We start from the raw sequence: 23,603 nt of genomic DNA, 5'->3' as shown, positions 1-23,603 counted from the left end.
ATGAATAGTCCTGGTTGCCCTAATTTTCTCTCATCACAATGAATTAGCCCTGCCTGCGAGGGGGGTGGACAGAAGATGCTTCGCTTTTTTTGCACGGAAGGGGGAACAAGAGGTTATGGTTAAACTCTTGCCTACAGTTTGATTAGGTCATAGCGTTGGATTTAATAATTTGTTACAGTCGTTTTTCCTCAAAAGAGGGATGATGGTAAGGCACTATCTCGTATGGCTCAATTTAGAGTGAGTTCCCGATTAAGGAGGAGTTTATGTCATCAGTACGAGTCATCTACGCACCCCCTCCCACAGACTCTTCTATTCCCCCTTCCATCTTTAGCATTCAAATCAAAGACGATGAAGATGTGGAATGGTATTGGACACAGTTACCTGATGGGAATCGGGTAGTAACCAACTACCACTTGATTAAAGCTTGTCAAGATGTGCAGTCTCAGATGGTAGTCAGTTAGAGAGTCTTGAGCCAAAAAATATTCATTCCTTTTTGTTTCCTGGCTGGTAGCTGGTAGGGTGGGTTAGGCGGTACTCAATTTTAAGACATAATCATTTAATTAGATATCCGCCGTAACCCACCAATCCTTGACTAACATGGTGAAAGTTTAAGCGACAGCCCCCCAGCCCCTCGCCCAAGCTTGGGAGAGGGGCTGGGGGTGAGGGCTGTTCTAGGGGATTAATACAGATGTTCTAGATGCCTGTACTCTGGAAAACGTTAACTGTTGGAATGAAAAGTACGCATAAAGGCTGCGATCGCGCCTTTACCCCAAGGTGTCAACTTACCCTGAGTCGATCCCAGCGTTTCCCCAAGATTTGATTGTTGGCGTAACATCACCGGAGCTACCCATATCTAAAAGCTGCACTTTCGGCTCATTATTGCTGCTACTGTTGAAAGCTAAAGCCTTGGGAAAAACGGGCAACTTACCAGAAGCTAGTCGCATTTATGAAGAGTTATGTTTAAACTCATCTCCCAACTCAGAAATCTATATAGAAGCCAAGGCACATTTATCTATATCTCAAGTTCAGAGAGAGCTTTACCAAGAAGGTATCCCCAATCTTAAGCGTTCCTTGAGATTAATTGAAAGTTTTTTAGAATCTGTTACTAACTTAGGATCAAAGGCAAAGTTTTTGGAATTAAAAACAGATATATTATCAAATTTTGCTTATGATAAAATGAATTTAGGTAATTTTGAATAGGCAAGGATACAATATTCGCAAGCTTTACAAATCTTAGAAGAAAATAGGACATTTCATAAAATTATTAATCCTTTGGTTCATCAAGGGATAATTCAAAGGAAAGAGTTTAGGATTAATGAGTCAATAGCAACCTTAGAAAAAGCTAGAGCTAAAGCCATAGAGATTCAGGATAAACCAGCATTAACTTGGATTGATCATCACTTATCCTGGGCTTTTAGGAGGCTGTTTCACCGGGATGGGAAAAGAAACTATTAATAGCAAAACAAAAATGGATTAATAAATATAGATAGGTAGGTAAATTTCACAAACCATTTTTTTGCTTTGGCGACTAGAAGTCGCAGCTACACAAACAAAGTCCGCCTGCGCGGACTAGCTTATAAAGGGGGTGGCTAACCCTTATTTGGTATGAATTGTGTAGGGGCGGGTTTCACAACTATCTTTTCGGTTGTAACCCGATGTAACTAAACCCGCCCCGATTCAGCTTTTTAGACTTTGAGTAAATATGCCATGAAAGTAAAACTAACACCTGAAGGACAAATTACAATTCCTGCCACCATTCGCCAAAAACTCGGACTTCAAGAAGGAGATGAAATATTACTTCTCCTAGAAGGAACTGATCTAAAATTGCGAATCATTAAGCCTAAGCGACTTAGTGAATTTTACGGAGTCTTACCTGCAACTGTTCCTTATCCCAGTCAAGAGACAATTCGTCAGAGTGTCGCGGAAACACTCGCCCAAAAAACTTAGATTGAAAACTCCAATTGAAAACTCAAATGGATGAAGGAGAAGCCGAAACGATTTCTCTGGCAATGAAACTTAATAATGTCATTCTTATTCTCGACGATAAAAAAGCACGTCGCGTTGCTAAACAAATTGGATTAAAAGTAATTGGCACAGTGGGGATGCTTTTATACCAAATCTGAGGAACGCTACCCCCGTTATAACCCAGTCCGCGCAGGCGGACTTTGTTTGTGTAGCAGCGATTTTAATCGCCTCTTCAAAAGGCTAGGTGGCTGGGAAGATGAACTATAGCTAGCCTGAATAAGTGGTGCAATACGGTGTACGATAAACTGTACGACTGAATCAGATAATAGGAGAAGACAACATGAAAAAATATGTTTGCACCGTTTGCAACTACGAATATGATCCCGAAAAAGGTGATCCCGATGGCGGTATCGAACCCGGAACCGCCTTTGAGGATATCCCTGATGACTGGGTATGTCCCGTCTGTGGGGCGGCTAAATCGGATTTTGAACCCTTAGAATAATCATAACCCTGAGTAATGCAAACACTTTGTCTGTGAGAATCGTTGTTATCGGTGGGGGTGCGGCTGGTTTCTTCGGCGCGATCGCATCTGCATCCGCCCATCCTCACACCCACGTCATCCTGCTGGAAGCCTCGAAAACACCTTTAACTAAGGTGCGGATTTCTGGCGGTGGGCGCTGTAATGTCACCCATGCGTGTTTTGACCCCGCCCTTTTGGTACAAGCCTATCCTAGGGGGGGTAAAGCCTTGCGCTCGGCGTTTACGCGGTTTCAACCCAAAGATACGATCGCCTGGTTTGAGGCGCAGGGGGTACACCTGAAAACCGAAGCGGATGGGCGGATGTTCCCGGTTACGGATACGTCGCAAACCATTGTGGATTGTCTCATCCATGGGGCTATAAGCGCAGGGGTTCAGATTCGCACCGCGACTCCGGTTAAATCCATTCGCTTTACTTCTGGGTTTCAACTCCAGTTAAAAAGCGGGGAAACAATCGAGTGCGATCGCGTGCTTTTAGCAACCGGGAGTAATCCCCTTGGCTATCGCTTTGCTCAGGATTTGGGACATACTATCCAACCCCCTGTGCCTTCTTTATTTACGTTTACAATATCAGACCCACGCTTAAAAGATTTAGCCGGAATTAGTGTTAATGATGTTCACATAAAACTACCAGAAGCCGGGAAAAATGTCAAGGAACAAACGGGACCATTACTAATTACCCATTGGGGATTAAGTGGTCCAGCCGTCCTAAAACTGTCGGCGTGGGCGGCTCGATTTTTCCACGATTGTCACTACCAAACTCCTTTAGTGATTAATTGGCTTCCCCAATATAACCAAGACTATCTGCGCCAGCTATTACTATCGGTTAAATCTCAACTTCCGCACCGTCATATCAGCACGAGTTGCCCAATTCCGATTCCGAAACGGTTATGGCAAAGTTTAATTAGCTACGTTGGTATTGACCCAAACAAACGCTGGGCAGAAGTCTCTAAAAAAGCTTTGAATCAATTGGTACAAGAACTGAATCAGGGACGTTATGTGATTCAAGGGAAGGGTGTTTTTAAGGAAGAATTTGTTACCTGCGGCGGGATAAATTTAAAAGAGGTGAATTTCAAAACTATGGAAAGTCGCTGCTGCCCGGGGCTTTACTTGGCGGGTGAAATCCTGGATGTTGATGGAATTACGGGCGGATTTAATTTTCAGAATGCTTGGACAACGGCTTGGTTAGCGGGTCAAGCAATGGGGACAATGTAGGGGCGGGTTTAGTCACAATTGTAGGGGCGGGTTTAGGAACTAAATTAGATATTTACCGATAACTGAACCACAAAACCCGCCCTCCCCACCGATAACTGAACAACAAAAATTGCAAGGCTTGTGTCCCTCAAGGTTTGCACTCCATCATCCTTAGTAAAAACGCTATAATCTATAATCTATGTCTTCAAACTTGTGAGGATAAAAACATGTATAAAATCATAATAGTTTCTGCCCTAACTTTGATAACATTTGCCGGAAATGCCGTCAATGGCATAGCCCAGACATCGCCGCGATCGCCTGCATCATCTCCAGCAATAGATCCCGGATATTACATTGACCTGAATCGAGCGAAAAATCTAGCCCGACAAGCGGCTGAACAGATTAATGGTGGATTGAGGCAATATCGGGCGGAAGCGGCGATGCATGGTCCAGTACAAGATGCACCTTATACAGAAAATGAGGATGGTAGTGTAACATTTACCTTTAAAGGACGTCCTCCCGGTGCGACAAGGTACACCGTACAAACTAGCGTCACTGTCAATCAAACCAATGGCAGGGTTACGGTTAACTATAATAGACCGATTAGCAATTAATTGAATCCTTTGCTAAAAATGTCCATGGCTTAACCATGAACCATGAAAGATCCACCATGAACCTTTACGAAGATGAAATTTAGTGAACTGGTAGAAAAGCTTAATATAGACACCGATCGCACAAGTCTATCGGTTAATCCAGAGGGTGATCCAGAGATTCAGGGGATCGCCCCAATTGACCAAGCCACCCGCAGTACGATCAGCTATATTGAGGGGGCTAAGTTTGCCGCTAGAGTGAAAAGTACCGAGGCGAGGGCGTTAATTTTACCCCCGGATGAAGGGTTACAACGACAAGCCACAGAACGCGGTATTGCTTGGATTGGCGCATCGGAACCCCGACTATTATTTGCCCGGGCGATCGCGCTTTTCTATCAACCCTGGAAACCTGCACCAGAAATTCATCCTAGCGCTGTGATTCACCCAGAAGCGCAGGTAGGGAATGGGGTTTATATTGGGGCGCATGTGGTGATTCAGGCGGGAGTAACGATTGGTAATGGGGTTTGTATTCATCCGAATGTAGTGATTTATCCCGATGTCAAAATCGGCGATCGCACAATTTTACATGCTAACTGTACGATTCATGAACGCAGCCAAATTGGGGCGGATTGTGTGATTCATAGCGGTGCGGTAATTGGGGCGGAAGGGTTTGGTTTTGTCCCCACTCAAGAGGGGTGGTTCAAGATGGAACAATCGGGATATACCGTTTTAGAAGATGGGGTGGAAGTGGGATGTAATACGACGATTGACCGTCCGGCGGTGGGAGAAACTCGGATTGGTCGTCATACTAAGATTGATAACCTCGTGCAAATTGGTCATGGGTGTCAAGTGGGAGGTGCTTGTGCGATCGCGGCGCAAGTTGGCTTAGCTGGAGGTGTGAAAGTGGGGAATCGGGTAATCCTCGCCGGTCAAGTCGGGATTGCGAATCAAGCTAAGATTGGAGACGGCGCGATCGTAACGGCAAAATCGGGGGTTCATAATAATGTAGAAGCCGGAGCGATTGTCTCTGGTACTCCCGCTGTTCCCCATAAATTATATTTAAAAGTATCCGCCATTTATAATCGGTTACCGGAAATGTATCAAACACTGAAGCAATTACAGAAAAACAAGGGATGAGAGAGTGTTGAGCCTCTAGGGGCGGGTAATGGAACTTTCTTATCGCTATTGCCAGATTTAGCCTAGTGTCTCATCGTCAGTCGCATTGAATCGTCAACGAATTTATATAATCCTTGACTAAGTTCATCGGCTTTCTGCTCAAGATTGGAGAAGATTTCATTCATAGTGTAAGCATAGGGTTGTACTAGATGCTTTGAGTTTGCTGGAATACGATCGAGGACTTCATCTATGAGTAATTTGGTCATATCCGCTACCAGATCCCAAGCTACATCTACGCTAGGAAAAACCATAACACATAAAGGCACGAGTTCTTGTTCCACGGCTGCCATACTTTCCTCTAGCACACACAACCATAAATAGCTTTGGAACATATTTAGATCTCTGGTTGTAGAGGCTGTTACACCTGGGTCAATTAGTCCACCTCGACGGCTTTGATGATGAGGGAATAATTCGATGCATTGATTGTAAACTTTGTTGGCAATTTCATGACTGAGCGGTAGCATCTGTTCGACAATGGCTAAGATAGGTGAACTCGGCTCATGCTGGGCAGCAGCTGAACACACCCGTCTCCAGGGAATACAAGCTTGCTCTTCGATAAACTTCAGATAGGGGCTGACTAACACTTGCTCGGCAAGGGTGAGTTTGTTGAGGATTAATGCGGCACTGAAGTGAAACTGGGTATTGATAAAGCCAATTGTGCGCGGGTCTTTTGAGACTAGATGTTGCTGTTGAAGTTCCAATAATGAGGGTTCAAGTTCTGTGTAGAGCTGTTCAATGGCAGGTAATTCTAAGGCTTGTTTCGCCCAATTGGCAAAGACTTTGCTTGATAAATCAATTACTTTTTTGGAGTTATTTTGAGTCAGTGTCAATCGCATTGCAGCTAGGGATGAGGTAGATGGCGATTGCTGCAAGTAAACATCCATTGCCTTGGAATAAGCCTTTGCTCCAAACTGAGCCAATCGCCGAGCTTCAGCTAAATTCACAACATTAGGGACATAAGAGAAAAGAGTATTGGTTTTCATCCCAGCGCGTTCACAGTGGATCTGGACTAAGCGCCGTATTTCGGCAACGGTTTGAATTCGCCCTTCTCTAGAAGATGCTGCTATTAAATCAGTGGGAGTCAACCCCCCTTCTATTGAGGATAGAGTTGACAAGTCTGGCATGTAACGTTGCGCCCATAGCTTGACGAGGCGTTCGACTGAACTTTTTTTGACCAGTTGGGTAGTTTTCAGCATAATTCAGGAGTCGGGTTATCAGAGCAATGGTTGTGGGCAAACTGTCCTAATTTCAACTTCGCAGCATTTCAGATTGTTTTTTTATATCCCCATCATAACTTCATAGCAAAAAAGTGATGTAAAGCCTATTTAAATACTTCTGTGTGTTTTTTTTTATTCCGGTTAAATCTGTGACGGATGAAAAAACTGCCTGACTTAACGTGGCGATTAGCGCGGATAGTATTGCCATGATGGGTAGTGGCTAGGGTATATATTATACCAAATCCGATGAAGTGACACTCCCTTTATCTCTTAGGTAGTAGATTTGTAGAGACGTTCCGCCGGAACGTCTCTGCTAACTCACGCTGAAGACTGGACAAACTTTGGTGATAAGGCTAAAGATTCCCCAAAGGAAAACTGAAGCGGAGACGAGAGCAATTGTTGCTTTATCGGTAACTCAATTACAAACTCTGTCCCTTGACCCGGTTGGGAAATACAGGTCAATTGACCCCCATGTTTATCCACCACAATTGATTGAGAAATCGATAACCCTAACCCCGTCCCTGTGCCAATGGTTTTAGTGGTAAAGAACGGATCAAAGATTTGCTTTTGAATCGCTTCGGGGATACCTGGACCATTATCCTTGATCCGAATAATTACCCGTTCAATCGGTTGCGAGTTCTGGGGTTCGTTTTCTGGTGACTCCTCCAATGGGACAACGGGTAATTGAGAACTCACTGCCGTACATATCGTAATTTTGCGGGGTTCTGGGTGGGTGTCTAAGGCATCAATGGCATTCCCCAGGATATTCAAAAATACCTGATTAAGCTGACTGGCGTAGCATTCCACCGATGGCAAGTTGCCATAATGTTTATCAACCTGAATTTCGGGACGATTCAGTGTTGATTTGAGTCGATGCTGTAAGACAAGTAAGGTGCTTTCAATCCCGTCATGGATATCCACTGGCTTAATCTCTGCCTCATCTAAACGGGAGAAATTCCGCAGGGATAAGACAATTTGGCGGATACGATTCGCCCCCTCTTCCATGGAGTTCAAGAGTTTGGGAAAATCAGCCTTAACAAAGTCTAAATCAACCGCCTCAATCTCGTCTTGAATTTCGGCAACCGGTTCGGGATAATTCTTAGCATAGAGTTGCAACAACTGCAACAATTCCATCCCATATTGACGAGTATAGGTAATATTCCCAGCAATAAAACCAATCGGGTTATTGATTTCATGGGCAATTCCCGCAACCATTTGACCCAAACTGACCATTTTTTCCTGTTGAATGAGTTGGGTTTGAGTCTGCTTGAGTTGATGTAAGGTTTGCTGGAGATCGTGGTTTTTGACTCGTAACTGATGTTCAGATTTCCGCAAGGCTTCCTCAGCTTGTTTGCGATCGCTAATATCCCGGATAATCGTGGAAAACACCTCCACCTCTCCAGTTGCGCCTTGGTGCGCCATCACCACCTGAGACACGGGAATTTCCCAACCCTGTTGGTGCACGAGTGAGGTTTCACCCTGCCATACTTTGTCTTGGATCACAGTGGGTAAGGCTTCGGCGAACAACCGTTGGTTCACCGACTCGGGATGGAAATCCCACATCCGCAAATGGCTGATCTCCTGATCTGGATCAAGTCCCACCAATTGCCGCCCCGCCTTATTAATATAGAGGAGCGTCCCATCCGGTTCACACATACTGACAAAATCGGTGGTACTTTCCAAAATCGCCGTCAATCGCGCCGTTTTTTGTTCCGCTTGCTTGCGCTGGGTGATGTTGGTACTGGTACTCACCACCCGATAAATCTGTCCGTGTTGATCACCCAGGGGGGTTAATGTGGTAATCCACCACCGTTCTTGTCCCTGTACAGTAAAACATTCTTCATAGGATAGGGATGTTCCAGTCTGGACACAGGTTGTGTAATGTTCGGTTATCGTGATTGCCCGATCCGGCGGTAGGATCGCAGCCATGGGTTTATTCCGTAACTGTTCGGCGGGGATACCGATTAACTGTTCGTAAGCCGGATTCACATCCACATAACGGAATTCCCAGGATGGATCAGGTTCACTCTGGCGTTGATGAACATCGACGACACTAATCGAGTTTTCCACACCATTGAGGATGCTGCTTAAAAATTGTTCTCTCTCCTGTAAGGCTTCCTCGGCTTGTTTGCGATCGCTAATGTCGGTAATCATTCTCAGCACCCCGACAAACCCGCCTTGATCATTAAATAGTGGCGTCGCCGAAATAATCGCCCATAGATTTGATCCATCTTGGCGGCGAAACTTGAAATCGTAGCGTTCCTGGATTCCTTGACGGCGACGTTCTAAGTAGGTTTGGATTAAGGCTTGGGATTCGCTGTCAATAAAATCAAACAGCGATCGCCCCTGCATTTGTGCGATCGTATACCCTAGCATTTGCGCCATGCGACTATTGGCGAAGGTGATTTGGTTATTCTGATCAAACACCCAAACCCCCTCGGATGCGGTTTCCACAATACAGCGATAATGACGTTCCGATTCTCGCAGGGCGGCTTCGGCTTGCTTGCGTTCTGTGATATCTTCAAAAATCCCCAATAGATACTGGGGTGTACCCGTTTCATCCAGCAAGGGGACTTTTTTGGCATTGACGATGCGTTCGCCGCGATGGGGCGTGTTCAAGGGGGCTTCGGGAATATCGACTAATGTACCCCCCATGAGAATTTGTCGGTCTTTCGCCCGTAAGAGTCGGGCTTGTTGGTAAGGTAAAAAATCATAGTCACTCTTACCCAGAACTTGGGCTTTTGAGTAACCTAAGAGTTCTTCGCTGGTTTTGTTCCAGTACATCACCTGTAACGCTTTGGCATCTTTAATAAAGACACCCACCGGGAGATTCTCGATCACGGAGTTGAGGAAGGCTTGGGTTTCCCGCAGTTGAAGTTCTGTTTGTTTGCGATCGCTAATATCCAGAATCACGCCATCCAGCCATTGGACGACACCATTCTCATCCCGCGTCCCTTGACCTTTATCATAGATCCAAGCGATTTTGCCATCGGCGCGGACAATCCGGTACTCCAACAGGTAGGGGTGTTGGTTGTCAATACTTTGCCCCACGCTTTCTTTCACGCGACGGCGATCGTGAGGGTGGATAATACTGTCAAAGGAACGGATGCGATCGCCAATAAACTCTGACGCCTCATAGCCAGAAATATCCTGAATCGCTGAACTCACAAACGTCATCGTCCCCGTCGAGTCCCAGGTACGACGATAGACAGCGCCCGGAATATTGGCAACTAACGCCTGAAATTGGGCTTCGCTGTGTTGTTGCGATTCCGGTGCCTGTTGGTCTTTGGTGGAGTTGGGGGTAGATTCAAGGGAATTGGGTAAAATAGCCATGATTTTCTCCACACTCAGATGCGTGGCTCAACTATTGCGAGGGTTTTGTGGGAGTGAACGGTTGAATGCTTAAAATTTTATTAAATTTTCTCGCCTTTGACATAAATAATGTTAATAAATTTCACTGTTTGCCATTATCCACATTCATGTAACTAATTGTAAAGTCCTTAGCTCAAATCGCCTGTCATCTACCACACACACCCAGTTTCCTCAGTGGTAGGTGTTGTCAGTGCCAGGAATGGTCAATGGAGAGATTCTGACTTGAGGAGAGGTTGACCATTAGACACGAACCAACTCACTCATGATAAGGCAAGTTCTTAAATCGAGCTACATCTACTGATTTTTCTCTGATGAAAGCGATCGCACTATATACCGTAGGGTGGGCATTGCCCACCTGCTTTAAGTCGAATGCCACTGACTTTAGAGTTTGTAGTCAGCGCTGTCTTCGCTTCTGGCACGCTTCGTGCCTACTACGAACCCAGCTTAAGTCAGTGACATTCTGCTTTAAGTCCGTGGCACTCGTGTTAAATCGGTAGGCACAATCAAAGTTAACGCCGGGGATCTTCATGAGTCATCCTCCCTACCCATTCCTAATTTCAATGCGTGACGGCTTAAAGTTTCCTCAATCTCAACGGTCAACTTTAATCATGTCCGACTCCTTAAGAGTAACAATCAAACCCGGATGATCAAGTCGCTTTTGTTACGTTAATTCTCACCACCTACTTGATCTGAATTCCCAATCACTAATATCCAAAATCCTATCGGAAATTTGTTAAAATTGATACCAAACACCAGGGAATACAAACAAAAGGTAAATTCCTTAGCTTATTGGGTTATATGTTTCAGTTAATTAGACTACAAAATAAGCTTATTTTTACAGAAAAATTTCCTCTATCTAGAGATAGATAACTTGCCACGCTCGAACTGTTTTAGGGGTGGATCAGCCAACAACTTAACGAAACCAATAGCGCTGTACTCCCTACAAATTATCTGTAATTAGACAGTTCAGGAGTGGCAAGCTGCCAATGTAATGGGATCGCTATCTTGTCACTGTTTAGTAACGTACAAGTAAGCTTTGCATAAAACTGATGCAAGTTTTAAATCGCTTAATATGAAGCTTCATCGCCAAAATCAATCAGTCGAGATCAAAATAGGTCAAATCCTCCTCTCAGACATTAAAATTGGGCATTTCTTAGCAAAAACAGCACTTTTGAGCCAGAATTGAGGCTTACCTGGCTTAGAGTAAGCCAAGTTTCACTTTGATATAGTTTGACAGCGTTCGCTTGTCTTTCTCGGCTTCCTGTTTAAGCTGCTGCTTTTGCTCGACAGTAACTTTGATCGTAATCGTGGTTCGTTTCATCTACGTCTAGCCATCTCTAATTATCTACAGTAATACTTTAGTATAAAAAAGTATTAAAAAGTGTTACCTAATAAAAGAAACCTTAAGAAATCAGAAATTGCTCAGATTGAACAAATATCCTGAAGATAATAAGCAAATATTTGATTAGAAAGATTCTTGATAAGCATAAAGAAAATGCCATGAATCCATCAGTGATTTGAGGCAACGATCTATAGCTAGTCATCGGTGGCGGTCGTCTATTTTAGAATTTGCTGTCACTCAATCCCTATTTAATGCACAGGCACTCCAAAGGTTCCCCTTGGAGTTCAGGATTTTACTTATTAAAGATGCAGTAGTTTCCTAGTGTTATGGCTTATAAACTTTCCCAAAGTTGTACCGAGTGTGATATCTGTCGTACTCAATGTCCAACGGGTGCAATCAAAGTCAAGGATAACCAAACTTGGATTGATCCCAATCTATGTAACAACTGCGAAGGGTATTATCCCGAACCTCAATGTGTGATTCACTGTCCCATCAGTTCTCCAGTTCCCGCTCAAGGGAAAAAGGGACGATACAAGCTGAATGAAAGACCTGCCACCAGTCCGGACTTATTTGCCAATGACAAAACCAATCCCTTTGCTTCCTCCATCGTCATCTGGGAAGCGTGCAACCTATTAGCACAGCGACTCTCCCTCCCTTGGCACACCGATGCGTCTGGAAAATTCTGTTATCAGCGACAGGTGCGTCAAGGTCAAGGTGAAGTGGACTTTTGGTTAACTGATACATTTGATACAGACTCAACTAATACGTTATCGGCTGACGAAGCCCAGGCGACGCTTGAGGCGATGGATATCAAAGCCACCTGTCTCCATTTAATTTATGCCGCATACGCGACAGCATTAGAGAAACCGTGGCAAGAAGAGTTTACCCTCAACGATGTGCAAATTGAGAACTATTTGGGATTAGAGAAACGCACAGATTTGAGTAAAGCGGCTAAATTAAGTCTAATCAAACAGCTTGCCCAGCAGCCCTGCCAAATTAGCATCAGTGCTCATTGGTCAAAGCAAGGTAAAGTCCCAGAATTTAGTATTCCCCAAAGTCGCTTGTGGCATCTACAGCCAATTGAACATCATTTTCAAGAAGACGAACAAGGATACAAACATTTAGTTGGTTTAACCTTTCGGGTTAGGGCAGGAATTTGGGCAAAGTATTTCTTAAATCGGCAAGGCTGTCAAAACCGAACCGCCTTCTATCAGTATGGTAATCTGCCTCAATCCTTACTCAGTGCTGTAATCAGTAACTGGCAACATCATGAAGGGGCGACGCGGATGATGCTGTGGCTGTTGTTTAAAACTCGAATTGGAAAACGACAACGGATTACTGTACCCACATTAATGCGGGTGGCGTATGGAGAGGACAAACTTCTGCGGGCGTCTTCCCAGCGAGATGAACGAAAACGTCTGGTGCGGACATTTGAAACCGATTTAGAAGTTCTCAGTCATTATGGACTCAAACCTGTGTTTGATCCGGTGACATACTTACCAGAGATTCAACCCATGTGGGCGAAATTAGGAGATCTCCCCGACGATGCGGATGCGGCGTTAGAGTTTTGGATTCAAGATGGAAATAGTAATAGGCGGTTAACCGATGCAGCGCCCCGTGGTAAATGGAACCTGTTAATGAAAGCCCGGATTTTATGGTTTGAACTGAAGTCAGAATGGGAACATGCGCTGACTAGCGTTGAGCCAAACAAGGTACGATTGACCAAACGCAAAACCAAATCCCACTCATCTATACTTTCGGGCGCAGATGTTATCGCGGCGAGACAACGTAACAAACTCAGTCAACGCGGCTTAGCGCAATTGACAGGTAAAAGCCAAAGCTGGATTCGAGATATCGAGAAAGAACGGTTTCGGATAAAATTAGAAGACCAACGGCTGTTGCAGAAAGTGCTGGGTTTGACTGAATTGAATTCTGGATAATGGTTCAGGGATAGAATAGATGTAGAGACGTTGCATGCAACGTCTCTATAATGATTGGTTCTTATCTATAGTGGTAGGTGGGCAATGCCCACCCTACATAGAGGATTTAGCGATTCTTGTAGGAATTGAATCCACGCGATCGCATCCAATTGTTTCCCGATTTCTGGTATCTTTATCCTATACCCCTCATTGTATTAGATTAGGTTCGTAGTCAGGGCTTTAGCCCTCTCCAGCTATGCGTTAAAGCACGCTTCGTGCTTACTACAAACAAAGCCCTATTTTAGGGTAACGCACCATTGCTATAACTGACCAGCTAGCAAAATCAAGGGTCAAGTCAGGGCGGGTTTAGTCACATCTGGGTGTAACCAAAAAGATAATAATGAAACCCGCCCCTACACAGGCGCTAGGTTCTTTTACTCAGAACGCCGATCAATCAGCACTTCACCCCCATCGCGGTTTAGCTTCAATTGAATCACCCCCTGGAAATCAGAATTAATTACCCAATAACTAACCGTTCCCAGCACCACAGGAGTCAGCAGAACCTGCAAAGCAATAATAATTTTAGTTGCACTCAAATTCCTTTGTTTTGTCATTTAGAGTAACCTTTGAACTCAACTGCTTCTTACTATCGCCGTTGCAATTAAGAGATTACGCTGAAACTTAGGCTAACATAGCTAACATAGGCTAACATTCGTCTCATGCAACCGCTACCCCTCGACTTTCTGACCAAAATCGCTCGCGACTATGACCTTTCCCCGGAACAGGAAAAAGCATTTGTGGCACGTTTCAGTCGTCAAGGGAATGTAGACGCGATCGCGGAATATCTTCATATCTCCCCCAATGCCTTTCGCACTCGCATGAGTCATGTATATAAGACGTTCAAGTTTGGTGGTAATAGTCCCAATAAGGCGCGGAAGCTGCATGATTTCCTCATCCAGAAGTATCAAGCCTTTTATCCAACTTCAACTCCTCATACTCCTACTCATGAGGTAGACATTGATACCCTGGTGCAAGAAATACGCCAGAAAATCAAACCCAGCATCCAAAAGGATTGCGGCACAATGAAAGTGCTGGACATGACTCAACCTATTGGTTTGAAGGATATTTATACTAAAGTTAATATCCTAGAAAAAGTCATTGGACGTAGGCGGTTAGCGATTAATGAATTGATACAATGTTGTAATTATGAAAACTCAAGTTCCCTTTGCAGTTTTTTTCTCGTCGGTAATTTGAATTATTCATTATTTTGGCTATTCAAATTCGATTTCGGGTTATTTTTTGATTTAGGACTTTTTCGCTCTCTTGCTCGTCCTCTAACATTCAAACAAATGGCTGCAATTGAATCGGCTATTGATTTACCTCTAGGATTTGATGATATGGACATTGAGCTTAAGCGAAAGTTGCAAGAGTTGAGTAAAAATATACCTGAGCCATTTGAGCATAATCAAGAATCCTTCAAACAATGGTGGTATGACAAAAATGAGTCGTGGACGGCTCAATTAAGAAATGTGATGATTCAGCATTGCAACATCGGTTATAACTGGCAATTAAGCGATTCACAAAAGCAACTATTACAGCAGTATTACAACGCCAATAAACTGCTAGTCGATTGCCTCAACAGCGACTGTTACATCAGCCAGGAAGTACGACAGGAAATAGAAGACACCTTACTATTACCCATCGCTGAAATTGAGAAGCGCAAATCCCATTGGAAGCCAGGAAATAAATTTCCGGAACCTAAAGCTCAAGTAAGCTAAAGCTTACTACATGATAGGGGTTTTCAAGTTGGTGAGGTACATTATTTAATTCTGTATCTGATAAACCGACAATCTGCTGTAAAAGCTCTGAACCCGTTTTAACGGGTTTTAGCTTTTAGCCCGAACTTTAGTTCCGGGCTATAATGCTAGGTCAAATCAGATACAGCACCGAGAGAAATTCTATGGTAAGGGTTCACTGCCAACAATAAAGAGGATGAGAAGACAGTACCCTTTACCTATGCAACAGGCAGACAGAACAGGACAGCCGTACTTGAAAAATTCTAACCTGAACTGCCACAATGCCAGCAAACGCTTAGAGAGGAGACAACTAGAATGCTAGAAGCCTATCGCCAACACGCTGCTGAACGCGCCGAACTCGGTATCCCCCCCCTACCCCTAGACGCCAAGCAAACCACTGAACTGTGCGAACTGCTGAAAAACCCGCCACCGGGGGAAAAAGAAACATTAATGCACCTAATTCGCGATCGCGTTCCTCCGGGTGTTGACGAAGCCGCCTATATCAAAGCAGGCTTCCTAACCGCCATTGCTAAAGGAGAAATCACCAGCCCCCTCATCAGTCACCAAGGTGCCGTAGACCTTTTGGGGACAATGGTAGGCGGTTACAACGTCCAATCCTTAGTTGATTTACTCAAATCCCCTGACAACGCCTTAGGGTATGAAGCCGCCGTTGAACTAAGTAAAATCACCTTGGTGTATGATACCTTCAACGATGTTCTCGCCCTTTCAGAGGTCAATCCCTACGCCAAACAGGTAGCAGATGCTTGGGCAAATGGCGTCTGGTTTATCCGCCGTGCCAAACTTCCCAAAGCCATCACTGTCACCGTCTTCAAAGTTCCCGGAGAAACCAACACCGACGATCTTTCTCCCGCCACCCACGCCACCACCCGCCCGGATATCCCCCTCCACGCCTTAGCCATGCTGGAATCCCGGATGCCGGATGCCTTAGAAACCATTGCCAAGCTGAAAGAAAAAGGCTATCCTGTGGCTTACGTTGGCGATGTTGTCGGTACAGGCTCCTCCCGTAAATCCGCGATTAACTCCGTACTTTGGCATATTGGTGAAGATATTCCCTACGTTCCCAATAAACGTGCAGGCGGCTATATTTTAGGGGGTGCGATCGCGCCTATCTTCTTTAACACTGCCGAAGACTCCGGGGCATTACCCATCGAGTGTGATGTCACCCAGATGGAAACGGGAATGGTGATTACTATCCACCCTTACAAAGGCGAAATCACCAACGAAGCTGGCGAAGTCATTTCCACCTTTAAACTCAAACCCGAAACCATCCTGGATGAAGTCCGCGCAGGTGGGCGTATTCCTCTATTAATCGGGCGGAGTCTCACCGATAAAACCCGTGAAGCCCTGGGATTAGCCCCCAGTAACCTCTTCACTCGTCCCACCATGCCAGAGGATAGCGATAAAGGCTTTACCTTAGCCCAGAAAATGGTGGGCAAAGCCTGCGGCTTACCCGGCGTGCGTCCGGGAACCTCCTGCGAACCCTTAATGACTACCGTTGGGTCTCAAGATACCACAGGTCCCATGACACGAGACGAACTCAAAGAACTCGCCTGTCTGGGATTCAGCGCCGATTTAGTCATGCAGAGTTTCTGCCATACCGCCGCTTATCCCAAACCCGTGGATATTACCACCCACAAAGAACTCCCCAACTTCTTTTCTACACGCGGCGGTGTCGCTTTGCGTCCAGGAGATGGAATTATCCACTCCTGGTTAAACCGGATGTTATTACCCGATACTGTCGGTACTGGTGGCGATTCCCACACCCGCTTCCCCTTAGGGATTTCCTTCCCCGCTGGTTCCGGGTTAGTCGCCTTTGCAGCAGCTTTGGGGGTTATGCCCTTAGATATGCCTGAATCCGTCTTAGTCCGGTTTACGGGTGAATTGCAACCCGGTGTCACCCTGCGGGATATTGTTAATGCAATTCCTTATGTGGCGATTCAACAAGGCAAATTAACCGTTGCTAAAGAGAACAAGAAAAACGTCTTCTCTGGACGGATTATGGAGATGGAAGGCTTACCGGATTTAAAAGTCGAACAAGCCTTTGAACTCACCGATGCCACAGCCGAACGGTCTTGTGCTGGCTCAACCATTAAACTGGGGAAAGAGACAATTTCCGAGTATCTGCGGTCTAATATTGCTCTATTGAAAAATATGGCAGCGCGAGGCTATCAAGATGCCCGGACTATTCTGCGCCGTGTGGCTAAAATGGAGCAATGGTTGGCAAATCCGGAGTTAATGTCTGCGGATGCCAATGCCGAGTATGCGGATATTATCGAAGTCAATCTCAACGACATCAAAGAACCGATTGTCGCGGCACCGAATGACCCAGATAACGTTAAATTAATGTCCGAATGTGCGGGTGACAAAATTGATGAGGTGTTCATTGGCTCTTGCATGACCAATATTGGACATTACCGGGCGGCTGCCAAGGTGTTAGAAGGTGCAGGAAAAGTTAAAGTGCGCCTCTGGATTTGTCCGCCTACCCGGATGGATGAAAAACAACTGCGGGAAGAAGGGATTTATGATACCTTTGCGGCGGCGGATGCACGGACAGAAATGCCGGGATGTTCGCTATGTATGGGGAACCAGGCGCGGGTTGAAGATGAGGCGACGGTTTTTTCGACATCAACTCGGAATTTCAACAATCGCATGGGCAAAGATGCGCGAGTTTATCTTGGTTCGGCAGAATTAGCTGCTGTTTGTGCGCTGTTGGGACGGATTCCCACAGTTGAGGAATATACGGCGATTGTGACGGAGAAATTGAATCCTTTTGCTGGTGATTTGTATCGCTATTTGAACTTCGATCAAATTGCTGGGTTTGAGGATGAAGGACGGGTGATTCCGTTGGAAGAAATGCCCAAGATTGAGGATATTTTGGGGATGCCGACAGCGGCGAGGTAAGTTAAAACCTAACCCCCTAACCCCCTTCTCTGCAAGGGAAGGGGGAACAAGAGTTCCGGCATTCCGGCTCCCCTCTCCTTGTAGGAGAGGGGCTGGGGGAGAGGTCATTTAAAATGTAACGATAAAACCCTATCTTAATCCTTTATTATGAATAACCCCACTCCCTCGCCACCCCCCATACCCAAAAAGGTGTCAACACATAATATTGTTATCGGACAAAAAGTCACCTCAGCTAAAGTACGACGCGCCAAAGAACTCCGTCGCCAAATGACCCCAGAAGAAAAAATCCTTTGGCAACATCTTCGCGCTAATCGCTTGAATGGCTTCCATTGCCGTCGTCAGCAAATTATTGATGGATTTATTGCCGATTTCTATTGTCATGCTGCCCGATTAGTCATAGAAGTGGATGGAAAGATTCATCAACACCAAGCTGAATATGACGCCGAACGCGATCGCGTTTTGTCTGCACGGGGACTGCAATTGCTGCGAATATGATCTTGAGGGAGGTTGTGGCTGAAACCTTGGAGGAGTGATAAAATCGAGGCATGACTTCAATGGCTTTTTAGGTCTCATCCTGAATAATTAGCTTAACTTATAAGTAAGACCTAAGAAAAATCGTCACCTAAAGCTATGTCTGCAAAAGATATCTTTCATCCCATTGTCCGTTCAGCACTGGAAAAGGAAGGGTGGACAATTACTCACGCTCCTCTGTATCTTAAAGTAGATCAAGATAAGCTATATGTGGATTTAGGTGCTGAAAATAATTTATTAGGAGCCGAGAGGTACGAACAAAAAATAGCAGTAGAAATTAAAAGTTTTTTAGGTCTTTCACTGATCAATGATTTTCACGAAGCGATGGGGCAAGCCTGGAACTATAAAGTAGTATTAGAAGAAAAAGAACCCAATAGAATTCTTAATTTAGCCGTTCCAGAAGATATTTATGAAGATTTTTTTACTCGGCGTTTAGCTCAAATATCAGTAAACCGAATGGAACTAAGATTGCTAATATTTAATCCTGTTAGAGAGGAAATTGTAGCATGGAAATAGAGAACTATAGAAAACTAATTCAGTCAATCGTCGAAAAACAGGCTGACGACAATACTGATGATCGGGAAGTAGAGACTCAACTTGCTTTCGATCTAAAGCGCGATCGCTATCTCATGTTTCATGTTGGCTGGCGTGGAGAACGACGAGTTTTTGGATGTGTTATTCACATCGAAATTAAGCAGGGGAAAATTTGGATTCAACGAGATGGAACTGAGGTCGGGATAGCCAACAAGTTAATTGAAGCCGGAGTGCCTAAGTCTGATATCGTGCTAGGATACAGGTCGCCTTATATGCGTCAGTTTACCGAGTTGGCGGTGGGGTAGTTATGAAGTTAGAGAGCCGAAAGCACCATTGTCAACTGGGCGCAAAGGTGACTTAATTGTTAAGGGCGCATCGCTATGCGCCCCTACGATGGTGTCGGTGCAAGAGAATTAATTCGCGATCGCACTCTCATATCCAGAACATGCGATCGCCTCCCCTCATCCTCCAATAACCGCTTTTTGCGCCGTTGCAACAGACACAGATACCGTTTCTTCATCCGGTTGCGGGTCAAATACCACGACAAAGGACGCATGGGGTATAAGCTGACGCAGACACCGCAAATGACCATCCGCATCAGACCGACTGCGGAACCGACCCACAATAGTTCGTTGCATATTCGGTAGGAGTTGAGCGATCGCCCAGGGAGTTAGTCGTTGTCGGTAAGTGATTTGATTGGAATTGTATGGCATGATTAGATAGTCCGTAAGGAACAAAGGAAAGGGCGTTAGTCAGTCTCTTGGTGGGGATGTACTAACGCTTTTTCTTTTATGATTAAAGAGCCATACACAATATTTGTCAATTGTCAATACTTGACGCTAAGTTTTAACGCTACTTTAGTGGGAACATTCAGTCACTTATGAACCTGAGAGCCTTGAGAAAACGCGCAGGGCTGATTATCCGTAATGTCGCTCGTGAACTAAAATGCTCCGAATCTTCAATCCGCAACTGGGAAAAGGGGAGAACAACACCAATGATGGAAGTTTGGCAAGTATTTCGCTTGCGTGACTTGTATCAATGCACGGAAGCAGAGTTAGTGGATGCGGTCAACGAGTCGATGCTAGAAGAAACACAGCCTTGATGTTTAGGAAGTGCGATTGGCGAAAGCCACTGCGCTTCGCGCAATCGCATCTTACCCTTCCCGCCTCTGGGATTGAGACGAGGACAACCAACAGCCGATCCTAAAGCCCTTGATGGGGATGTAATTCTGGCAGCTCAGGCTACATTGATGGTAGACGAAGGAAATGAAGTTATAATTGCTACAACTAATGTAGGGCATTTGTCTCAGTTCGTTGACGCCCGTGACTGGCGGTTTATCATTTAATTTTAAGGGAGTTGGCATGAAGTTTAAAAGCGAAATACGAGATAGTCAAATTAATCGTCTCTTAGAAAAGGTACAAAAGAAGAGTTATGATAAATACCTTAGACCGCAGACGAGGGAAAATTATTGGGGGTGGGAAAGTCGAGATAATTGCCAAAGAGATAAAGGAGAATACTATGTCTGAGCAAGAGTTAAGCCGTGTAACCAATACAACAAGTACCGAGAAGGATTCCCCACAGGATGACCATCTCTTAGCCAAGTTGATTCTGGAAATCCAGCAAACACCGGAAGAATATCTACCCAACCTACTGCAAATCGTCCGCTTATTCCGTGAAAGCGTGACAATGAAACCCGTGCGATCGCAGGCTTCAAACCCTACACCGGAAACTCTTGAAGCTAACCGACTCGCTCAACAGCATAAAGCCCTCAAGGAGTTAACTAGGTTATGGATAGAGGAGGGAGATGAGCAAGAACAAACTGAAACTTGGGAATATCTCCGTCAAGTGCTGGATGAAGATCGTCTTTCTAATCGACCGTTGTTCTCATGAGTAGGATAGTCATGTTAGACACAGGTCTATTAGGAATGGTGACAAATCCCAAAACTTCATCTGCTATTTGCCAAGAGTGCAAGCTTTGGCTAGATGATTTGCCCTTAAAAGGTTATGAGGCAATGTTGCCTGAGATTGCTGATTATGAGCTGCGGCGTGAGTTGCTACGAGTAGGTAAGGTAGCGGGAATTAGGCGACTTGATCAACTTAAAGCTGCAATTACTTACCGTCCAATTACTACAGAAGTGATGCTCAAAGCGGCTGAACTTTGGGCGGAAGCACGCAAGAGAGGACAACCAACAGCCGATCCCAAAGCACTTGATGGAGATGTGATTCTGGCGGCTCAGGCTATAGTAGTAACACAGGAAGGAAATGAAGTTATAATTGCGACCACTAATGTAAAACATTTATCTCAATTCGTTGATGCTCGCCATTGGCGACTAATCGAGTAGTACCCTTGTTCTAGAAAACTCAGGTGTCGGTAAATGACGTGGCTATGGTATTTCAGATTTAGCAGAACTCTCATGATGTTGTCTATAATACATGTAAGAGTAAGAAAAAAATAAACAATGAAAGCCTCAGAAACCAGTCTTCGCAATTTACTAGAAGGCGCTAAACAGTTTCAAATACCACTTTTTCAGAGACCTTACTCTTGGAAAAAGGGAAACTGGGAGACTCTATGGGAAGACTTGATGAGTCTTTACACTGCGGAAGGAAAAGATTTTTATTTTCTCGGACCCATCGTAACTCAATCAATACCTGGAACTAACATCGCTACGACACCGAAAATCAGAAATAATACGCCTCCTAATGCTGTTACCAACCGTTCAGAAATTCGTCCTGCAATTAACCGTCCACCAATTACTGCGATCGCGGTGCAAATCCCATGACCTAAAATTGCCCCGACAGTAACGCCAACAGGTTGATGGGCGGCGGCTAAGGCGATGGTGCTAATTTGGGTGCGATCGCCCCACTCCGCTAGAAATGTCATGGTAAAGGCTTGCAGTAGAATAGCGAAATTGCCAGACTGTAACTTATCTTTCTTATTCTGCTTGGCGACTTCTACCGCCGCTTCCTTTGCGCCTGTATTTTCAGCTTGAGCGGGCATTTTACTGGCATCATACAATAGCTTAAAGCCAAATCCTAAAAATAAGGCAATTTCCCCATACTGGATATAATATTCAGGCAGCAACGACACCACCTGTCCCAATAATACGGATAGTACCGTCATCGCTGCTAACGCCGCCAGAACTCCCAAAAATACCAGCCGCCGCGAATAACGCATGGATAAGATTACGCCAATAAAAAACGTCTTATCCCCTAACTCAGAAATCGTAATTAGTAATAATCCAGCGGTAAATGCAGTTAACATTTTTACAAGCTCCTTAATCAATTGCCGTTGATGGAGCTTGATGAGAAAAGGCAGACCCCACCAAGCTCACATCAATGTGTGAACTCAGTGAAAGTCTCGCTACCAAGGAACTAACTATTCAGCTCAGATTCTGTAGATTCAAATGACCTGAAGCTTCAATCCCTTGTCACCTGAACCAGGCTCATCACCAGTATGTTGATTCAGGTATCCTGGTAATGTTTGACCAGGAGCTACTCCCTTTCATTCTTTTTTAAGATAGCATAATTTAATTTTTTGATCGAGTATTCTCAGAGATTCAGTTCAGAAGCTATTTTCCATATCTGTTCATTTTTCATTCATATTGATTTCATCTTTTTTTAGCTCATCCAGATTCCCGTTCCCCAGAGAGTAAGTCGCTAGATAACTCTCTTCCTGAAGGATAATCAACCCCCTCAACAGCTCAGGGCAAGCTGATCAATCAAGTTTTCCAATCGTAGAGATAGACACAGGCAACATCCGTGTATACCGGATCAGCTTGACTAAATTTTCAGTATCAGTTGTAGCAAATTTAGGTTCAAAGTCCTAGACAATGATTCTGCAAAAACCAATTGACGAATCTTGCCGAAACCTGCAAGCTTGAAAAGAACTGACAATCCGTCTATAAACAGTAAGGGATAGCTAAGTGTTAATTAGGGAGCAGTCTAAAGAAAACCTAAAGCAGACGCGGGTACAGTTCATGTCAGATGGTCAGACGAATGCTACGTCACAAGGCTGACATTGGCTGATAGTAGTAGACTACCCTTTGACACTGTACCCTATAGTATTCCCTGGCATACTCTGTACAACTTAACCAAAAGGAGAATTTCATGGCACCTATCAAAGTCGGTATTAATGGATTTGGTCGCATTGGACGCCTAGTTTTCCGGGCTGGACTAGAAAACCCCAATATTGAGTTTTGCTGCATTAACGACCTGGTTCCACCAGAGAGTATCGCCTATTTGTTAAAGTACGACTCCACCCATGGTCGGTTCAACGGTACGGTAGAAGCCAAACCCGACGCCATTGTAGTCAATGATAAGGTAATCCCCTGCGTCTCGATCAAGAATCCAGAGGAACTACCCTGGGGGAAATACGGCGTCGAGTATGTGGTTGAGTCCACCGGTCTATTTACCACCTATGACGGTGCATCCAAGCACCTCACCGCCGGGGCGAAGCGAGTCGTCATCTCGGCTCCCACCAAAGAAAAAGACCCGGAAAAAGTCCCCAC

General features: G+C 44.9%; 25 protein-coding genes and 2 pseudogenes. 21 read left to right on the top strand and 6 right to left on the bottom strand.

Translation table 11 applies throughout. The annotated features are described in order from the left end of the window. Window positions 1-263 precede the first annotated feature (263 nt). From ACLFWI_RS07550 to lpxD, 8 genes are all read left to right on the top strand, one after another. Window positions 264-461, top strand: coding sequence for a hypothetical protein (locus ACLFWI_RS07550; RefSeq protein WP_446406242.1), 198 nt, complete (start codon window positions 264-266; stop codon window positions 459-461). A gap of 313 nt (window positions 462-774) precedes the next feature. Then, window positions 775-1,200, top strand: coding sequence for a hypothetical protein (locus ACLFWI_RS07545; RefSeq protein ID WP_446412418.1), 426 nt, complete (start codon window positions 775-777; stop codon window positions 1,198-1,200). A 507-nt stretch (window positions 1,201-1,707) separates the two neighbouring features. Continuing rightward, window positions 1,708-1,947, top strand: a complete 240-nt coding sequence (locus tag ACLFWI_RS07540) for an AbrB/MazE/SpoVT family DNA-binding domain-containing protein (protein ID WP_446406244.1) — start codon at window positions 1,708-1,710, stop codon at window positions 1,945-1,947. A 26-nt stretch (window positions 1,948-1,973) separates the two neighbouring features. Beyond that, window positions 1,974-2,123, top strand: coding sequence for a hypothetical protein (locus ACLFWI_RS07535; protein ID WP_446412417.1), 150 nt, complete (start codon window positions 1,974-1,976; stop codon window positions 2,121-2,123). Between the two features lie 182 nt (window positions 2,124-2,305). Beyond that, window positions 2,306-2,467: a rubredoxin gene (rd, locus tag ACLFWI_RS07530; protein WP_006099872.1), complete on the top strand. Its 162-nt coding sequence runs from the start codon at window positions 2,306-2,308 to the stop codon at window positions 2,465-2,467. Window positions 2,468-2,493: 26 nt separating this feature from the next. After that, window positions 2,494-3,717, top strand: coding sequence for an NAD(P)/FAD-dependent oxidoreductase (locus tag ACLFWI_RS07525; protein WP_446412416.1), 1,224 nt, complete (start codon window positions 2,494-2,496; stop codon window positions 3,715-3,717). A 206-nt stretch (window positions 3,718-3,923) separates the two neighbouring features. Then, on the top strand, window positions 3,924-4,310 hold the full coding sequence (locus tag ACLFWI_RS07520; protein WP_446412415.1) for a hypothetical protein: 387 nt from the start codon (window positions 3,924-3,926) through the stop codon (window positions 4,308-4,310). A 72-nt stretch (window positions 4,311-4,382) separates the two neighbouring features. Continuing rightward, window positions 4,383-5,423, top strand: coding sequence for a UDP-3-O-(3-hydroxymyristoyl)glucosamine N-acyltransferase (gene lpxD / locus ACLFWI_RS07515; RefSeq protein ID WP_446412414.1), 1,041 nt, complete (start codon window positions 4,383-4,385; stop codon window positions 5,421-5,423). 62 nt (window positions 5,424-5,485) lie between these two features. On the opposite strand, the gene ACLFWI_RS07510 is transcribed toward lpxD, so the two are convergent. From ACLFWI_RS07510 to ACLFWI_RS07500, 3 genes are all read right to left on the bottom strand, one after another. Next, window positions 5,486-6,658, bottom strand: a complete 1,173-nt coding sequence (locus ACLFWI_RS07510; RefSeq protein WP_446406249.1) for a hypothetical protein — start codon at window positions 6,656-6,658, stop codon at window positions 5,486-5,488. A gap of 339 nt (window positions 6,659-6,997) precedes the next feature. Next, window positions 6,998-10,012 (bottom strand): PAS domain S-box protein, encoded by a 3,015-nt coding sequence (locus tag ACLFWI_RS07505; protein ID WP_446412413.1) that lies wholly within the window; start codon window positions 10,010-10,012, stop codon window positions 6,998-7,000. A gap of 1,237 nt (window positions 10,013-11,249) precedes the next feature. Further along, window positions 11,250-11,372, bottom strand: a complete 123-nt coding sequence (locus ACLFWI_RS07500) for a hypothetical protein (protein WP_446378589.1) — start codon at window positions 11,370-11,372, stop codon at window positions 11,250-11,252. A gap of 347 nt (window positions 11,373-11,719) precedes the next feature. Between ACLFWI_RS07500 and ACLFWI_RS07495 the strand changes: the two genes are divergently transcribed. Both ACLFWI_RS07495 and ACLFWI_RS07490 read left to right on the top strand, forming a co-directional pair. Continuing rightward, window positions 11,720-13,333: a helix-turn-helix domain-containing protein gene (locus ACLFWI_RS07495; RefSeq protein ID WP_446412412.1), complete on the top strand. Its 1,614-nt coding sequence runs from the start codon at window positions 11,720-11,722 to the stop codon at window positions 13,331-13,333. A gap of 34 nt (window positions 13,334-13,367) precedes the next feature. After that, window positions 13,368-13,544 (top strand): hypothetical protein, encoded by a 177-nt coding sequence (locus ACLFWI_RS07490; RefSeq protein WP_446412411.1) that lies wholly within the window; start codon window positions 13,368-13,370, stop codon window positions 13,542-13,544. Between the two features lie 202 nt (window positions 13,545-13,746). Here the strand turns inward: ACLFWI_RS07490 and ACLFWI_RS07485 are convergent, their stop codons facing one another. Then, window positions 13,747-13,926 (bottom strand): hypothetical protein, encoded by a 180-nt coding sequence (locus ACLFWI_RS07485; protein WP_446406252.1) that lies wholly within the window; start codon window positions 13,924-13,926, stop codon window positions 13,747-13,749. A gap of 105 nt (window positions 13,927-14,031) precedes the next feature. On the opposite strand from ACLFWI_RS07485, the gene ACLFWI_RS07480 reads away from it, so the two are divergent. From ACLFWI_RS07480 to ACLFWI_RS07460, 5 genes are all read left to right on the top strand, one after another. After that, window positions 14,032-15,090: a helix-turn-helix transcriptional regulator gene (locus ACLFWI_RS07480; protein ID WP_446412410.1), complete on the top strand. Its 1,059-nt coding sequence runs from the start codon at window positions 14,032-14,034 to the stop codon at window positions 15,088-15,090. A gap of 333 nt (window positions 15,091-15,423) precedes the next feature. Continuing rightward, entirely contained in the window at window positions 15,424-18,030 is a 2,607-nt protein-coding gene (gene acnB / locus ACLFWI_RS07475; protein ID WP_446412409.1) for a bifunctional aconitate hydratase 2/2-methylisocitrate dehydratase, read from the top strand. Window positions 18,031-18,219: 189 nt separating this feature from the next. Beyond that, window positions 18,220-18,525, top strand: coding sequence for an endonuclease domain-containing protein (locus ACLFWI_RS07470; protein ID WP_446412408.1), 306 nt, complete (start codon window positions 18,220-18,222; stop codon window positions 18,523-18,525). A gap of 135 nt (window positions 18,526-18,660) precedes the next feature. Next, the gene (locus tag ACLFWI_RS07465) at window positions 18,661-19,077 is read left to right on the top strand and encodes a XisH family protein (protein ID WP_446412407.1); all 417 of its coding nucleotides are present in this window, start codon (window positions 18,661-18,663) and stop codon (window positions 19,075-19,077) included. Continuing rightward, window positions 19,068-19,400, top strand: a complete 333-nt coding sequence (locus tag ACLFWI_RS07460; protein ID WP_446412406.1) for an element excision factor XisI family protein — start codon at window positions 19,068-19,070, stop codon at window positions 19,398-19,400. Before ACLFWI_RS07465 ends, ACLFWI_RS07460 begins: the two co-directional genes overlap by 10 nt. A gap of 156 nt (window positions 19,401-19,556) precedes the next feature. On the opposite strand, the gene ACLFWI_RS07455 is transcribed toward ACLFWI_RS07460, so the two are convergent. Further along, window positions 19,557-19,808, bottom strand: a complete 252-nt coding sequence (locus tag ACLFWI_RS07455; RefSeq protein WP_446375876.1) for a hypothetical protein — start codon at window positions 19,806-19,808, stop codon at window positions 19,557-19,559. 167 nt (window positions 19,809-19,975) lie between these two features. Between ACLFWI_RS07455 and ACLFWI_RS07450 the strand changes: the two genes are divergently transcribed. From ACLFWI_RS07450 to ACLFWI_RS07430, 5 genes and pseudogenes are all read left to right on the top strand, one after another. Continuing rightward, entirely contained in the window at window positions 19,976-20,197 is a 222-nt protein-coding gene (locus ACLFWI_RS07450) for a helix-turn-helix domain-containing protein (RefSeq protein WP_446412405.1), read from the top strand. 75 nt (window positions 20,198-20,272) lie between these two features. Next, window positions 20,273-20,440: pseudogene (locus tag ACLFWI_RS07445) on the top strand (nucleic acid-binding protein); the annotation flags it as partial. Between the two features lie 86 nt (window positions 20,441-20,526). Continuing rightward, a complete protein-coding gene (locus ACLFWI_RS07440) occupies window positions 20,527-20,985 on the top strand; it encodes a hypothetical protein (RefSeq protein WP_446412404.1) in 459 nt (152 codons plus the stop codon). Beyond that, the gene (locus ACLFWI_RS07435; RefSeq protein WP_446412403.1) at window positions 20,982-21,437 is read left to right on the top strand and encodes a type II toxin-antitoxin system VapC family toxin; all 456 of its coding nucleotides are present in this window, start codon (window positions 20,982-20,984) and stop codon (window positions 21,435-21,437) included. Before ACLFWI_RS07440 ends, ACLFWI_RS07435 begins: the two co-directional genes overlap by 4 nt. Before the next feature lie 117 nt (window positions 21,438-21,554). Next, window positions 21,555-21,695: pseudogene (locus tag ACLFWI_RS07430) on the top strand (GmrSD restriction endonuclease domain-containing protein); the annotation flags it as partial. Window positions 21,696-21,733: 38 nt separating this feature from the next. Here the strand turns inward: ACLFWI_RS07430 and ACLFWI_RS07425 are convergent. Continuing rightward, window positions 21,734-22,357 (bottom strand): TMEM165/GDT1 family protein, encoded by a 624-nt coding sequence (locus ACLFWI_RS07425; RefSeq protein ID WP_446412402.1) that lies wholly within the window; start codon window positions 22,355-22,357, stop codon window positions 21,734-21,736. 845 nt (window positions 22,358-23,202) lie between these two features. Here ACLFWI_RS07425 and ACLFWI_RS07420 point away from each other — a divergent pair. Beyond that, a partial coding sequence (locus ACLFWI_RS07420; protein ID WP_446412401.1) for a glyceraldehyde 3-phosphate dehydrogenase NAD-binding domain-containing protein occupies window positions 23,203-23,603 on the top strand: 401 nt, incomplete at its 3' end.

This window comes from Coleofasciculus sp. (assembly GCF_046539235.1).
Taxonomy (GTDB): domain Bacteria; phylum Cyanobacteriota; class Cyanobacteriia; order Cyanobacteriales; family Coleofasciculaceae; genus Coleofasciculus.
This window is presented reverse-complemented; position numbering and strand designations above follow the sequence as displayed.

Coding starts and splice junctions, on each gene's coding strand:
- ACLFWI_RS07550 (WP_446406242.1), top strand. CDS start 264: ATGTCATCAGTACGAGTCATCTACGCACCCCCTCCCACAGACTCTTCT.
- ACLFWI_RS07540 (WP_446406244.1), top strand. CDS start 1,708: ATGAAAGTAAAACTAACACCTGAAGGACAAATTACAATTCCTGCCACC.
- ACLFWI_RS07535 (WP_446412417.1), top strand. CDS start 1,974: ATGGATGAAGGAGAAGCCGAAACGATTTCTCTGGCAATGAAACTTAAT.
- rd (WP_006099872.1), top strand. CDS start 2,306: ATGAAAAAATATGTTTGCACCGTTTGCAACTACGAATATGATCCCGAA.
- ACLFWI_RS07520 (WP_446412415.1), top strand. CDS start 3,924: ATGTATAAAATCATAATAGTTTCTGCCCTAACTTTGATAACATTTGCC.
- lpxD (WP_446412414.1), top strand. CDS start 4,383: ATGAAATTTAGTGAACTGGTAGAAAAGCTTAATATAGACACCGATCGC.
- ACLFWI_RS07510 (WP_446406249.1), bottom strand. CDS start 6,658: ATGCTGAAAACTACCCAACTGGTCAAAAAAAGTTCAGTCGAACGCCTC.
- ACLFWI_RS07505 (WP_446412413.1), bottom strand. CDS start 10,012: ATGGCTATTTTACCCAATTCCCTTGAATCTACCCCCAACTCCACCAAA.
- ACLFWI_RS07500 (WP_446378589.1), bottom strand. CDS start 11,372: ATGAAACGAACCACGATTACGATCAAAGTTACTGTCGAGCAAAAGCAG.
- ACLFWI_RS07495 (WP_446412412.1), top strand. CDS start 11,720: ATGGCTTATAAACTTTCCCAAAGTTGTACCGAGTGTGATATCTGTCGT.
- ACLFWI_RS07490 (WP_446412411.1), top strand. CDS start 13,368: ATGCAACGTCTCTATAATGATTGGTTCTTATCTATAGTGGTAGGTGGG.
- ACLFWI_RS07485 (WP_446406252.1), bottom strand. CDS start 13,926: ATGACAAAACAAAGGAATTTGAGTGCAACTAAAATTATTATTGCTTTG.
- ACLFWI_RS07480 (WP_446412410.1), top strand. CDS start 14,032: ATGCAACCGCTACCCCTCGACTTTCTGACCAAAATCGCTCGCGACTAT.
- acnB (WP_446412409.1), top strand. CDS start 15,424: ATGCTAGAAGCCTATCGCCAACACGCTGCTGAACGCGCCGAACTCGGT.
- ACLFWI_RS07465 (WP_446412407.1), top strand. CDS start 18,661: ATGTCTGCAAAAGATATCTTTCATCCCATTGTCCGTTCAGCACTGGAA.
- ACLFWI_RS07460 (WP_446412406.1), top strand. CDS start 19,068: ATGGAAATAGAGAACTATAGAAAACTAATTCAGTCAATCGTCGAAAAA.
- ACLFWI_RS07455 (WP_446375876.1), bottom strand. CDS start 19,808: ATGCCATACAATTCCAATCAAATCACTTACCGACAACGACTAACTCCC.
- ACLFWI_RS07450 (WP_446412405.1), top strand. CDS start 19,976: ATGAACCTGAGAGCCTTGAGAAAACGCGCAGGGCTGATTATCCGTAAT.
- ACLFWI_RS07440 (WP_446412404.1), top strand. CDS start 20,527: ATGATAAATACCTTAGACCGCAGACGAGGGAAAATTATTGGGGGTGGG.
- ACLFWI_RS07435 (WP_446412403.1), top strand. CDS start 20,982: ATGAGTAGGATAGTCATGTTAGACACAGGTCTATTAGGAATGGTGACA.
- ACLFWI_RS07425 (WP_446412402.1), bottom strand. CDS start 22,357: ATGTTAACTGCATTTACCGCTGGATTATTACTAATTACGATTTCTGAG.